Source organism: Bacillus sp. AY3-1, assembly GCF_008368785.1.
GTDB classification, from domain to species: Bacteria; Bacillota; Bacilli; order Bacillales; family Bacillaceae_G; genus Bacillus_A; species Bacillus_A wiedmannii.
The window spans coordinates 41,754-55,280 of the sequence record NZ_QORZ01000029.1 but is presented as its reverse complement, the minus strand read 5'-3'; the positions used below and the strand labels follow the sequence as shown (position 1 = coordinate 55,280).

Below are 13,527 nucleotides of genomic sequence, written 5' to 3'. Positions count from 1 at the left end.
CAAAGGGGTGATTAATTATTCATATTCGCTCTAACTGTACAGACAAATCGCTCCACATTCCCCTTCTGAATATACTTAGCTCGAATGGTTTCATGATTACAAGTACATTCGAAATGCGGACGAAAATCTATGCTATCTATATGCAAATATGAATAATCTTTAAATGTTGCAGGATAGTATGGAAATTTCCCATAAAAGAGAAGACGTCTAGTAGTAGCAGCAAAAATCCCATGTTGATACGATAGCGTAAAATTATCCTTCTCAAATATCCCTACGACAAAAGCCAAAATCTTTTCATCATCCTCTATATGCTTTTTCATACTCAATAAAAGTTCATTCATGCATATCCCTCCAAATACTATTCTTGAAAAGAATCCATGGATCATTACAGACCGGTGTAACTCCTTTATAAAGTATGAAACGCGTTTCCTGTCAAAGATATTTCAAAAAAATAATCCGTTATGCAATTTACACATAACGGATTAAAACTAAACGGTAGAGCGTTCCACAAGTTCATATGGAATTTCCACCTTTTCTTGTTTAGAACTTTCATCACGTATTTGCCTGTAAAACATTTCAAAGGCCTTTTTACCTATTTCCTTTAAATTTTGATCAATGGTTGTAAGTTGTAACACTTGCGAAATAGGTTGATTATCAAAGCCAATAATCGCTAAATCCTCAGGAACTTGAATACCTAATTTTTCAGCTTCTGTCATAACCCCAATCGCAACTTCATCTCCTGCTACTATTAATGCTTCGGGAAGATGCTGCATCCCCTTTAATTTATGAGCCACTTTCACACCATCTTCTAATGTAAAACATTCTGTGAAAATCCATTCTTCATTCACTTCTTCATCTATAGATTGCAATTGCTGTTTATAAACATCAAAACGTTTTTGACTACTCGGACCTAATTTCCTCCCCGTACAATAACCAATTTTTTTATAACTTTTCTCAATCAAATAATCCATTCCTAATTGAAAAGCTGCCGAATGATTCGTATATACACTTGAGATATTTGAAATATCATTATCTTCACAAGCAACGATTGTCCCATAGGAAGCATACGGCTCTATCGTTTCCCAATCATTCGCACGAGAACAAATAATAAGGCCATCCAATTGTTTTGTTTTTAACATATGTAAACTTTTCATTTCTTCTTTTTTATTATAATTCGTTTGGCAAAGTAGCACTCTGTAATTATGAGCTAACGCCACCTCCATCATCCCGCCCACCATCGCATCAAAACATGGATGATTAATATACGGTAAAATCACACCAACAATATTCGTTTTCCCTTTTGATAAATGAACGGCATTTGCGTTTTGTGAGTAATTCAACTTCTCAACTATCTCCATAACCGCTTTCCTTTTTTCTTCACTTACATATGGGTGATCATTCAACACTCTCGAAACAGTCGTAACTGAAACTCCCGCCATCTTTGCAATATCTTTAATATTGGCCATACACTCACCTCTATTTTTAACTTAATGAATTCCACGAACATATGTCAAACTTTCTCATCATTACACCTTCATTCGTTTTTCTTACAAAAGTGTAATTTTCCTGTAAGCTAATTCGATAGTTACTCTCCTCAATATTTCATACAATTAAGTCAGAAACAGGACAACAACTATTCGAAAGGGAGCGGATTCATATGATGAACAAAATGAAATCAAACAATTTTTTAAATACAATGGGCATGGTATTTTCCGCTCTAATCGATGCTAAAGCTGTTGCTTCTACATTAAACAAGTAAGGAGAATGTATGATGAATAACATCACTTTTAACAAATTAGATTTTTTAGGACTAGCTAGTGGCTCTCTTCTTCTTACTGCTTTTATTTACGCCGCTACGCTTGTATAACTTTTGTGTCCCCTTTCCCCTTTATTATAAATAGTAATAGAAAAGACGACCGTCTATGCCCGGTCGTCTTTTCTTACTTTTGATTTGATTGCAAAGTTTCCTTTAGCTCATCAAACTTCTCATTTAATTGATCTGTCATCATTTTCATAGCTGTTTTTCGATCTATTTGTTCTTCCGCATCAATTTGAATTGGGTCGCCAAAAATTAATTGTGCCTTTTTCCCTTTTATTAATTCTTTTACACTTGATGGACCAACATAAGCTGCCGGTACTAACGGGACATTAGAACGCAATGCAATCGTAACAGCCCCAGCTTTTAATGAAACGTCTTCTGTTGATCGTGTCCCACTCGGAAAAATCCCTACTACTTTCCCTTCTTTTAATAGGCGTGACGGAATTTTGAGTGTACTCGGTCCTGGATTCGCACGATCTACAGGGAATGCATTCACATTTTTAAAGAACCAATTTTTGAACTTCCCTTCAAATAACTCTTTTTTTGCCATGTAATGAATTTGGGTCGGGTACATCCCTGTAGCTAACATTAATACATCCATAAAACTTGTATGTGTACACGCAACAACATATGGGCCGCCTTCTGGTAACTTTTCTCTTCCTTGCACTTCTACTTTCCCAGCTGTTTTAAATATATATTTTAACAAAAATGTAATTGGTTTATACATTTGTTTCGTTCCTTTCTGAACATCCGAATTATAGTCATTCTCTTACAATGATTATAACACTAAGTTTTAGGAGTTGGTAATAAAAATAAGTATTAATTGTTAAATTTCAATTCTTACAAAAGTGTAATTTTCTTGTAAGCTAATTCGATAGTTACTTCCCCAAATATTTCATACAATTAAGTCAGAAAGAAACAACAACTATTCGAAAAGGAGCGGATTCATATGATGAACAAAATGAAATCAAACAATTTCTTAAACACAATGGGCATGGTATTTTCCGCTCTAATCGACGCAAAAGCTGTTGCTTCTACATTAAACAAGTAAGGAGAATTCATGATGAATAACATCACTTTTAACAAATTAGATTTTTTAGGATTAGCTAGCAGCTCTCTTCTTCTTACTGCTTTTATTTACGCTGCTACGCTTGTATAACTTTGTGTCCCCTTTCCCCTTTATATAGAAAAAGACGACCGTCTATGCCCGGTCGTCTTTTTACATTTTTCTTTCTTTTAACTCTTTTAAAAGCTGTATCATTTCAGCTTGTTGTTTTATCTTTTTACGACCATTTCGGTTAATTGCTGCAAGCTCGCAGGCAACTCCGACGGCGAAGAAAAACAATAAACTTTCTAACATGTGAAATCCTCCAATTGCCTATTAAACAGCTTGACGTAATTGCTCTTCTTGTAAAATTCGCTTGTTTATATTTTCTTCTTTTCTCTGACAAACGTTATTGCGAATAAGTGCTGCAATAACAAGTAAAGTCCCTATAATATCAAACATTGTTATTCGATATCCTTGCATCATCATAATAACTAAAGTCGTGATTGGTACAAAATTAATAAATAAAATCCCATTAATGGACGATAAAATTTTCACACCATAGTTCCAAGCAAGTAACGCTACGATACCTGGTAATGTCATCATAAACAATAAATCATATCTCACGATAGAAATCGTTCCCATACTCGGAACCGATACGTATCCAAACGATGTAATGATTACAGTTATAATACCTGTGACAGTCGTACCAAATACACACGTCAACGTAGAATAACGTAATGTTGACCAATCGCTACACGTTTGACCACCCATCGTATAAATAACCCAACCTACAACACCCACAAATATAAAGGCCAGCGAAAACACGTTATCTTTCAATGTTAAAAAGAAACTCATATCACCTTTCGTAATAACGAATATAGCTCCTACAAAAGCGATAATCATACTCGTTATCATATACTTTTTCGGTTTTACATGCTTATAGCCCCATAGAATACAAATAGAAATCATCGGCATAAGTGCTTCCATAATGGAGGCTACCATCACGCCTGATTTTCCCATTAACATTTGACCTAAAAATATAAGTACATTATATACCGTAAACGCCATCGTTCCGAAAAAGACGAGTAACTTTCCTCTTCCCTCTAAACGAAATGCCTGCTTTCCTTCTTTCGCTAACAACAATACAATCAGTACGATCGCCACCGCTCCATAGCGAATAAGCGAAAAATAAAATGGATCTATGTATTCTAGCGCATGATCAGCAACCGGAAACATTGCTCCCCACGACATACTTGCAATTAAACACGCTAAAGCCCCTATTATCATTTGACCTTTTTTCACCACAATCCCCCACTTCTTTCTATTTGCACAAAGAGAATTGTAAAAGAAAAAATATATCACGTAAAATGATTCAAAATGATGTTAACTATCACTTATAATGATAGTTAACATCAAGGAGGAGCATAAAATGGAATTAAGAGACTTACAAATCTTCCGAAGCGTTGCCGAACAAGGCAGTGTAAGTAGCGCAGCAAAGGTATTAAACTATGTACAATCAAATGTCACCGCGCGTATTAAACAACTAGAAAATGAACTGAAAACACCGCTCTTTTATCGTCATAAACGAGGCATGACTTTAACAGCTGAAGGAAGAAAAATGCTCGTTTATGTTAATAAAATTTTGCAAGATGTTGACGAGCTAAAACAAGTATTTTTAGATAGTGAAACACCGTCTGGTATATTAAAAATTGGCACAGTCGAAACAGTAAGTACATTACCTACCATTTTATCTTCTTACTATAAAAGCTATCCGAATGTCGATTTATCATTACAAGCGGGTCTAACAGAAGCATTGATTAGAGAAGTACTTGATCATCAATTAGATGGTGCCTTTATATCAGGGCCTATTAAACATCCACTAATTGAACAATACGATGTTAGTACAGAAAAATTAATGCTTGTAACACAAAATAAAGCTTTTCATATAGAAGAATTTACAACAACGCCCCTACTCGTTTTTAACCAAGGATGTGGATACCGTTCCAAACTAGAACGATGGCTTAAAGATGAAGGTTTGCTCCCAAAAAGAATTATGGAATTTAATATATTAGAGACAATATTAAACAGTGTTGCACTCGGCCTTGGAATTACACTCGTACCACAGTCTGCTGTCCACCATCTTTCTAAAGCTGGTAAAGTACATTGTCATGCAATCCCTGAAAAATATGGTAGTATTTCAACGGTTTTCATACGCCGCAAAGATAGCTATATGACGAATTCAATGCGTAGCTTTTTAAAAATAATTGAAGAGCACCACCACATTAATATGCTTTAAGGGACATTCTTACACGAATGTCTTTTTTTCTTACAAAAGTGTAAGTCTTACGTAAGCTAATTCGATAGTTGCAGGCGATCATATTTCCTATAATTAAGACATACAGCAGGGCAACGACAATTCGAAAAGGAGCGGATACGCATGATGAACAAAATGAAATCAAACAAATTTTTAAATACAATGGGCATGGTGCTATCCGCACTTGTCGATGCAAAAGCTGTTGCAACTACATTAAACAAATAAGGAGAGATTATAATGAACAACATTACTTTCAACAAATCAGACTTTATCGGACTTGCAAGTGGAGCTACTCTTCTTACGGCCTTCATTTATACACTTGCTCAAAGTCTTGTTTAATACTTTGTTTCCCCAAACCCCTTTATATATAGAAAAAGCTGCTTGTCTTATAGACAAGCAGCTTTTTAGTTTGTTTCATATATAATTTGACCTATTTTCGTCATATCGTATCCGCCAATCGCTTTTAATTCATTATGAAATTCTTCCGATTGCAAAATATCTTTCACGACTTCGATCAGCTCTTCATTTTCTTTATTCTTCAAAATCACTAAATCATACTGTTCTTTCATGATTGGAATAAAGTCTACATTTACAATCTGTGAAAACTTTTCTGAACCTACTCCTACATCAGCTTTTCCATTTGCGACTTGCGTGGCAACACCAAGGTGATTTGATTCTTCCCATTCATATCCACTAATACGTTCTTTATTTAACTTTTGAATTCGCAATTGTTCATCCACTAATACCCTAATACCTGAACCTTTTTCTCGATTTACAAATCGTATAGATGATTGAGATAAATCATCCCATGTTTTTATATTTTTCGGATTTCCCTTTTGCACATAAAACCCAACGTTCCTTGCTAATAAATTAATCATCGTACATGGTTGTCCAACTAAAATACGTTTTACATATGGAACATTATATGTCCCCGTTTCGCCATCAAACAAATGAAGACTAACAATACTTCCTTCTCCTTGATACATTTTTATTAAACTCGTTAAACTACCTTGATATGCCCGTAATATATTTGAACCTATCAGGCGATTTTCTATACGTTTTGCCAACATATCTAACGTTAGTTCTTGTCCGCTAATAATACATGTATCCAAGCCCCTACTATCTTCGCTCTTTACAGGAGTCCCTTGTATTTTCCCTGTTTTCATTTGCTTTATATATTGTTCTAAATCCGTTGCATCAATGCGCATCTGTCTACCAATTCTATAAGAAGGTAGTTCTCCTTTTTTAATTAGATCGTATACAGTTAATTTTGATACTTTTAATCGCTTCGCTACTTCTTCCGTTGTGTAGGAATGATGATCCATAGACGATTCCTCACTTTCTTCCTTCATTGTAACAAAGAAAAGAATATTTCTCCTATATTAAAAAACAACTACATCGTTCAAATTATATTCAATTATAACTAGTTATATCTATTTATAATTAGTTATAATTAAACATGTCAAAACGAAAGGGGATTTTTTTATGAACAAGTTTACATTACGATCCATCGGAGCACTTATACTTTCTTTTCTTCTTATATTTAGTGCTGCATGTACAAGCGGCGAAAAGAAAGAGAAATCAACTGCTAAAGAAGGAAAAGCAGTAGAACTTACTATATCAGCTGCTGCAAGCTTACAAGATGCACTAAAAGAAATTGAAACAAAATATAAAGAAAAAGAACCTAATATTAAACTTTCTTTTAACTTCGGTGCTTCTGGTGCACTTCAACAACAAATTGAACAAGGCGCGCCTGCTGATTTATTCTTCTCAGCAGCCGAAGATAAATTCCAAACCCTTGTTAAAAAAGGATTCATTAATAAAAAAGAAGGGAAAAATCTTCTTGGAAATGAACTTGTTCTAGTTGTCCCAAAAGATAGTTCTCTTACGAAAATTCAAGATTTAAAAGATGAAAAAATTAAGAAAGTCGCACTTGGTACACCTGAATCTGTACCCGCGGGAAAATACGCAAAGGCTTCTCTCACGCATGAAAATCTTTGGAATGACATTCAAAATAAAATCGTATTTACAAAAGATGTTCGCCAAGTGTTAACATATGTAGAAACAGGTAATGTCGATGCTGGTATTGTATACAAAACAGATGCTCTTATTTCAAACAAAGTAAAGATTGGTGAGACAGCAGCAGCTACTTCTCATGAGCCAATTCACTATCCTTTAGGTGTTATAAAAGAATCTAAGCACAAGAAAGAGGCGACTTCATTTTATGAGTATTTGCAGTCAAAAGATGCACAATCTATCTTTAAAAAATATGGATTTACAGTCCTGTCATAATTGCCATGAGCTTTGATGCTATTTTGTCACCAATCTTTCTATCTATACGAGTAGCTGCATGCGCCACCATTATCGTTACAATTTTAGGGACGATTATCGGACGGGCGTTAGCACGCTCCTCATGGAGATATAAAGTACTATTAGAAACTATTTTCTTATTACCAATGGTACTTCCACCAACTGTAATCGGCTTTTTTCTCATTATCATTTTTGGAAATAATAGTCCCATTGGAATGTGGATAGAATCAATATTTCAGCAGTCCATTATGTTCACATCTACTGCTGCAATCATCGCTTCTACAGTTGTTGCATTTCCGCTCATGTACCAATCAGCAAAAACAGGATTTTCTATTGCGAATATACAAATTGAAGAAAGTGCTCGTGACCTTGGTGCCAGTGAATATCAAGTTTTTCTACACGTCACACTTCCGCTTGCATTTCCCGCCTTACTAAGCGGAATGATTTTGAGCTTTGTTCGTGCGCTCGGTGAGTTTGGTGCTACACTCATGTTTGCTGGGAACATTCCTGGTAAAACACAGACTATCCCAACTGCAATTTATATGGCGATTGATGCAAGTAATATGCAACTCGCTTGGACACTAGTAGTTATCACTATTAGTATGTCACTCCTATTTCTGCTATGTATTCAGCTTATTAATAAAAGAATTACTAACTCTTAAAGCAGCTTTTTCGAAGCTGCTTCTTTATTTCTTAGGAAATAAAAATATACCATCGGGAAATAACTGAATTTTACCTTTTATTAAAATATACATTTTATTTGAATTCACTTTCTAAAATAGGCAATTTCCTGTTATTATATGGAGGTGTTTCAAAAAATGAAGAAATGAAAACGCATTTATATCGTGAATTCTTCATCCTGTTTTAGCGATCGGTAATCTTCTACTCTAGTAGTGGGGCATTACCGATCGTTAGAACGATATGTAATTATATTGGTATAGAAAACCGAAGGGAGTCTTGTAATGGACATTTTATTAGCGCTTCTTCCTGCAATTGCATGGGGAAACATCTTATTAGTAAGCGTAAAAATGGGCGGTGGTGCATATAGCCAAACGGTAGGTATGACAATCGGTGCTCTATTCTTCGCAACAATTATGTATGTATTTACTCAACCAGCTTTAACAATGACAGTCTTAATTGTTGGTTTTATTTCAGGTTTATTCTGGGCATTAGGACAAGTAAACCAATTAAAAACAGTTGAAAAACTAGGTGTTTCAACTACTGTAACAATTTCTACTGGTATGCAACTTGTTGCAACTTCTATCTTTGGGGTTATCGCTTTCCGTGAGTGGACTACTACAACAACGATTGTTCTGGGAACGATTGCAATCCTATTAATCGTAGTTGGTGTTGTATTCACATCACTAGATGACAAAGAAAATGCACAGCCACCAGGACAATTGAAAAAAGGACTTCTTACTTTAATTGTTTCTACTTTCGGCTACCTTGTATATGTAATTATTATTCGTTGGTATAATATCGATGGTTGGTCTGCTATTTTACCACAAGCAGTTGGTATGTTTGTTGGTGCGGTTGTATTGACATCTAAACATAAACCATTTAACAAATATGCAATCCGTAATGCTTTATCTGGTTTACTATGGGGAACTGGAAACTTATTCTTACTTCTTTCATTACCACGTGTCGGAGTAGCAACAAGCTTCCCATTATCTCAAACTGGAATCGTTATCTCAACATTCGGTGCGATTGTCTTCTTAGGTGAAAAGAAAACAAAACGTCAATTGATCTTTATTGCACTAGGTAGTGTTTTAATTATCGGCGGTGCTGTATTGTTAGGTATGACAAAAGAATAAACTTATAATCTATTAATCCCTGAAGCAGTTATGCTTCAGGGATTTTTTATTACAACTATTTTTTAAGTATAATAATTTTTATAACCTTATTTATATTAACCCTCCTCCTTCCATTTCCATCCTTTTCACAATAAGTCTTTTCTTTTTACAAAATTCTCTTAAAGATGGTATCGTTTTTTATAACATATCTTCACTAGAAAGGAATAAAGGATATGCTAACTAAACATCGAATTCTATTTATTGGTGCTGGTCGTATGGCAGAAGCTATATTTTCCGGATTACTTAAAACAAGCAAAGAATACATCGAAGAAATTATCGTTTCTAACCGAAGCAACGTAGAAAAGCTAAAGGAATTACAAGGGCGATATAATGTATCTACTACAACAGATTGGAAACAGCATGTTTCATCTGTTGATACGATTGTTTTAGCAATGCCGCCTTCTGCACATGAAGAATTATTAGCAGAATTATCTCCGTTACTATCGAATCAACTTGTCGTAACGGTAGCTGCTGGCATTGGTCCATCTTATTTAGAAGAAAGACTTCCCGAGGGGACACCTGTTGCTTGGATTATGCCAAATACAGCTGCTGAAATTGGCAAGTCTATCTCCTTATATACAACGGGACAATCAGTAAACGAGATGCATCAGGAAACCTTGCAACTCCTTTTAAGAGGCATTGGTACTTCGCAACTTTGTACTGAAGAAGAAGTTCATCAGCTTACTGCAGTTACTGGAAGTGCACCAGCTTTCCTTTATTACTTTGCTGAAAGCTTAATTGAAGCAACAAAAAGTTATGGAGTCGATGAAGCAACTGCAAAATACCTTGTCATTCAAATGATTTCTGGCTCTGCTTCTATGCTTGAACAAACGCAAGATCCAGCTAACCTCCGCGAACAAGTAACAACACCAGGTGGTTCCACAGCTGAAGGTCTCAAAGCTTTATATGAATATAATTTTTCAGAGGCAATTCAAAAAGCAGTAGAAGCAACAAACAAAAAAGCTAGGGGGAAATAATATGAATTTAACAAGTTTAAAAGACTATACTACATTACATAACGGTGTAAAAATGCCTTGGTTCGGTTTAGGTGTTTTTAAAGTAGAAGATGGTTCAGAAGTAATTGAATCTGTAAAGGCAGCAATTAAAAATGGCTACCGCAGCATCGATACTGCAGCAATCTATCAAAACGAAGAAGGCGTTGGACAAGCGATCCGTGAAGCAGGTGTTTCACGTGAAGAATTATTTATTACATCAAAAGTATGGAATAGCGATCAAGGATATGAAACAACACTTCAAGCATTTGAAACTACATTAGAAAAATTAGGTCTAGAATATTTAGATTTATATTTAGTACATTGGCCTGTAAAAGGGAAATATACTGAATCATGGAAAGCGTTAGAAAAACTTTATAAAGATGGCCGTGTTCGTGCTATCGGTGTGAGTAATTTCCACATTCACCACTTACAAGACGTATTTGAAATCGCTGAAATTAAGCCAATGGTCAATCAAGTGGAATACCACCCACGTTTAGCACAAGAAGAATTACACGCTTTCTGTAAAGAACATAACATCCAGCTTGAAGCTTGGTCACCATTAATGCAGGGACAACTACTGGATAACTCCACATTACAAGACATTGCGACAAAATATAATAAATCAACTGCACAAATTATTTTACGCTGGGATTTACAAAATGAAGTTGTAACAATCCCTAAATCTATTAAAGAACATCGCATTATTGAAAATGCAAATATATTCGATTTTGAATTAAGTGCTGATGACATGAAAGCAATTCAAGCTCTAAATGAAGATCGTCGCGTTGGTCCAGATCCAGATAACTTTGACTTCTAGTAGAAAAACCACTGCCATATGCAGTGGTTTTTCTCGTTAAATAAAACTGAAAATTTAAACTATATTCCAATTGGTTGACACTTCATCATCCAAGGTGTAAGATTTTGAATTATCAAAGAAACACAAAAATTAATAAAATTTATTCGTTTACTCATTGTATCAAGAGAGGTGGAGGGACTGGCCCTTTGAAACCTCGGCAACAGGTTCATTTTGAATACTGTGCCACTTCCTGCAAGCATTGTGCTTGAAAGATAGAATGAGGGACTTCGTTTATATACGGGTGCATAACTTGTACGTAAAAATCCCTCTTTCTCAATATGAAAAGAGGGATTTTTTATTTTTCATTTCCCTCATCATCATCCAAACTTAATTATTTAGGAGGAAAATCAAATGAAAAAGAAGTTTGTACCCGGTATTGCATCAGTTGTAGGAGTAAGTATTTTATTAACTGGTTGCGGTAGTTATAAAAACGAAGCAAGCGGAGCAAATGCAAAAGACGAGGCGCCTAGTAAACAGGTTTTAAACTTATCTTCACCTACTGAAATACGAACAATGGATACAGCTCGTGCTACAGATACCGATTCTGGTCAAGTAATGAGAAACGTATTTGAAGGTTTGTATAATCTTGGTGAAGGTAACAAACCTGTCCCTGGCGTTGCAAAATCTCATGAAGTAAGTGGCGATAAAACGAAATACACATTCCACCTACGAGATTCAAAATGGTCAAACGGCACTCCTGTCACAGCAAAAGATTTTGTCTTCGCTTGGCAAAGAGCTGTTGATCCAGCAACAGCCTCTGAATATGCATTTCTATTCTTTGATATTAAAAACGCAACAAAAATTAACAACAAAGAACTTCCAGCCGATCAACTTGGTGTAAAAGCAATTGATGACCATACGTTTGAGGTAGAATTGGAACGTCCTGTTCCGTACTTTATAAGCTTAACAGCGTTCCCAACATTTCTACCAATTAACGAGGAATTCTTTAAAGCACAAGGTGATAAGTATGCGTTAGAAGACAATACAATTTTGTACAACGGAGCTTTTACACTAAGCGATTGGAAGCATGAGCAAAGCTTTAAATTTAAGAAAAACCCTACCTATTGGGATAAAGATACTGTCAAACTGGAAGAAATCAATTTTAACGTCGTAAAAGAAAAATCTACAGAAGTAAATTTATTCGAGTCAAAACAATTAGATCGTATCAAACTAACATCTGACTTCGTTGATAAATATAAAAAGGATGCTAACTTTAAAGAACGGCCAAACGTAGGGGTACAGTTTCTACGTATGAATCAACAAAACAAAGTACTTCAAAACGTTTCTGCACGCCAAGCAATCGATCAAACAATTGATCGAAAATCTTTTGTAAATACGTTATTAAATGACGGCTCCACACCAACCTCTAGTCTCGTGCCGAAAAACTTTGCAAAAGGACCTGACGGAACAGACTTCCGTACTGCAAACGGCGATTTAACAAAGGTTGATACAAAATCTGCTCAAGAATTATGGAAAAAGGCAAAACAAGAACTTGGGTCTGAAAAAATAACATTAGAACTATTAATAAGTGACGGTGACCTTGAAAAGAAAACTGGTGAGTTCTTAAAAGGACAATTAGAAAAGAATTTAGATGGCTTAACAGTAAATATAAAGCCGCAACCACGTAAACAACAAGTTTCACTTTTATTAAAAGGTGACTACGAAATTGGAATTGACGGCTGGAGCCCTGACTTTGCAGATCCAATTACATTCCTTGAGCTATTTACAACGAATAACCCTTACAACTTAGATCATTACTCTAATGAGGAGTTCGATGAAACAATAGCAAAAGTGAAAACAACTTTAGCCGGTGATGAAAAAGCTCGCTGGGAAGCATTACTAGCATCCGAGAAAATATTATTTAAAGACTCTGTTATCGCTCCTCTTTACCAAAAAGGCGAATCTTATTTAGAACGTTCTTATGTGAAAGGAATTGTGCAAGTAGACTTTGCAGGTCAATTAAACTTCAAATGGGCCAAAATTGAAAAATAAAGCGAAACTTTAATCAGTTGGGTTTTCTTCATCCCCCACTGATTATTAGCCCACACCAATTGTTTTTTTAGCAAAACATATTAAAAGCAGATTCCCTAATGCGAGGAAATCTGCTTTTTTAATATATTATTCTAAGAAATTAACAATCTATTTTTATTATTGACATATAGTTCTTTCTAGTGTTAATATTCTAAATAATCAAAGAAACAAAATATTTCACCATCAAAATATAACGTCTACTACGTTGAAACATATAACGATAGATTATAGCTCAACATGTATATACATATAGAACACCTGATTACCTACATACACATATCTATAATAGGTTTTCTCTTCT

At 35.1% G+C, this 13,527-nt stretch carries 16 protein-coding genes and 1 riboswitch; of the genes, 10 read left to right on the top strand and 6 right to left on the bottom strand.

Annotation, left to right across the window (positions count from 1 at the left end; translation table 11 throughout):
• Window positions 1–11 precede the first annotated feature (11 nt).
• Together DN389_RS25095 and DN389_RS25090 are read right to left on the bottom strand one after the other, a co-directional pair.
• On the bottom strand, window positions 12–341 hold the full coding sequence (locus DN389_RS25095) for a PH domain-containing protein (protein WP_149237724.1): 330 nt from the start codon (window positions 339–341) through the stop codon (window positions 12–14).
• A 147-nt stretch (window positions 342–488) separates the two neighbouring features.
• Window positions 489–1,466, bottom strand: coding sequence for a LacI family DNA-binding transcriptional regulator (locus DN389_RS25090; protein WP_001273921.1), 978 nt, complete (start codon window positions 1,464–1,466; stop codon window positions 489–491).
• A 305-nt stretch (window positions 1,467–1,771) separates the two neighbouring features.
• Between DN389_RS25090 and DN389_RS25085 the strand changes: the two genes are divergently transcribed.
• A complete protein-coding gene (locus DN389_RS25085) occupies window positions 1,772–1,867 on the top strand; it encodes a DUF3948 family protein (RefSeq protein WP_001060007.1) in 96 nt (31 codons plus the stop codon).
• 73 nt (window positions 1,868–1,940) lie between these two features.
• Here the strand turns inward: DN389_RS25085 and DN389_RS25080 are convergent, their stop codons facing one another.
• A complete protein-coding gene (locus DN389_RS25080) occupies window positions 1,941–2,546 on the bottom strand; it encodes a lysophospholipid acyltransferase family protein (RefSeq protein ID WP_000277788.1) in 606 nt (201 codons plus the stop codon).
• Window positions 2,547–2,882: 336 nt separating this feature from the next.
• Between DN389_RS25080 and DN389_RS25075 the strand changes: the two genes are divergently transcribed.
• Window positions 2,883–2,978, top strand: a complete 96-nt coding sequence (locus DN389_RS25075; RefSeq protein ID WP_001060011.1) for a DUF3948 family protein — start codon at window positions 2,883–2,885, stop codon at window positions 2,976–2,978.
• Between the two features lie 60 nt (window positions 2,979–3,038).
• Here DN389_RS25075 and DN389_RS25070 read toward each other — a convergent pair whose 3' ends face one another.
• Together DN389_RS25070 and DN389_RS25065 are read right to left on the bottom strand one after the other, a co-directional pair.
• On the bottom strand, window positions 3,039–3,179 hold the full coding sequence (locus tag DN389_RS25070; RefSeq protein WP_000894068.1) for a YrzO family protein: 141 nt from the start codon (window positions 3,177–3,179) through the stop codon (window positions 3,039–3,041).
• A gap of 21 nt (window positions 3,180–3,200) precedes the next feature.
• Complete coding sequence (locus tag DN389_RS25065; RefSeq protein WP_149237723.1) at window positions 3,201–4,169, bottom strand: DMT family transporter; 969 nt, start codon at window positions 4,167–4,169, stop codon at window positions 3,201–3,203.
• 127 nt (window positions 4,170–4,296) lie between these two features.
• Here DN389_RS25065 and DN389_RS25060 point away from each other — a divergent pair, with 127 nt between their 5' ends.
• Both DN389_RS25060 and DN389_RS25055 read left to right on the top strand, forming a co-directional pair.
• Entirely contained in the window at window positions 4,297–5,163 is an 867-nt protein-coding gene (locus DN389_RS25060; protein WP_149237722.1) for a LysR family transcriptional regulator, read from the top strand.
• Between the two features lie 255 nt (window positions 5,164–5,418).
• Window positions 5,419–5,520 carry a DUF3948 family protein gene (locus DN389_RS25055; protein ID WP_001060020.1) on the top strand — a complete coding sequence of 34 codons (102 nt, stop codon included), beginning with the start codon at window positions 5,419–5,421 and terminating at the stop codon, window positions 5,518–5,520.
• Between the two features lie 65 nt (window positions 5,521–5,585).
• Here DN389_RS25055 and DN389_RS25050 read toward each other — a convergent pair whose 3' ends face one another.
• On the bottom strand, window positions 5,586–6,533 hold the full coding sequence (locus DN389_RS25050; RefSeq protein ID WP_179955905.1) for a helix-turn-helix transcriptional regulator: 948 nt from the start codon (window positions 6,531–6,533) through the stop codon (window positions 5,586–5,588).
• Between the two features lie 133 nt (window positions 6,534–6,666).
• Here DN389_RS25050 and modA point away from each other — a divergent pair, with 133 nt between their 5' ends.
• The 6 genes from modA to DN389_RS25020 all read left to right on the top strand — a co-directional run bounded on the left by modA (window position 6,667) and on the right by DN389_RS25020 (window position 13,187).
• Window positions 6,667–7,473, top strand: a complete 807-nt coding sequence (gene modA, locus DN389_RS25045; RefSeq protein WP_001032233.1) for a molybdate ABC transporter substrate-binding protein — start codon at window positions 6,667–6,669, stop codon at window positions 7,471–7,473.
• 5 nt (window positions 7,474–7,478) lie between these two features.
• Window positions 7,479–8,153, top strand: coding sequence for a molybdate ABC transporter permease subunit (gene modB, locus DN389_RS25040; protein ID WP_097857553.1), 675 nt, complete (start codon window positions 7,479–7,481; stop codon window positions 8,151–8,153).
• A gap of 300 nt (window positions 8,154–8,453) precedes the next feature.
• Window positions 8,454–9,305, top strand: coding sequence for a GRP family sugar transporter (locus DN389_RS25035; protein WP_149237720.1), 852 nt, complete (start codon window positions 8,454–8,456; stop codon window positions 9,303–9,305).
• 212 nt (window positions 9,306–9,517) lie between these two features.
• Window positions 9,518–10,321 carry a pyrroline-5-carboxylate reductase gene (gene proC / locus DN389_RS25030; protein WP_098189282.1) on the top strand — a complete coding sequence of 268 codons (804 nt, stop codon included), beginning with the start codon at window positions 9,518–9,520 and terminating at the stop codon, window positions 10,319–10,321.
• Window position 10,322: 1 nt separating this feature from the next.
• Window positions 10,323–11,156 carry an aldo/keto reductase gene (locus tag DN389_RS25025; RefSeq protein ID WP_149237719.1) on the top strand — a complete coding sequence of 278 codons (834 nt, stop codon included), beginning with the start codon at window positions 10,323–10,325 and terminating at the stop codon, window positions 11,154–11,156.
• Between the two features lie 153 nt (window positions 11,157–11,309).
• A riboswitch (SAM riboswitch) is annotated at window positions 11,310–11,414 on the top strand.
• A 132-nt stretch (window positions 11,415–11,546) separates the two neighbouring features.
• Entirely contained in the window at window positions 11,547–13,187 is a 1,641-nt protein-coding gene (locus tag DN389_RS25020) for a peptide ABC transporter substrate-binding protein (protein WP_098189284.1), read from the top strand.
• The last annotated feature ends 340 nt before the right edge of the window (window positions 13,188–13,527 follow it).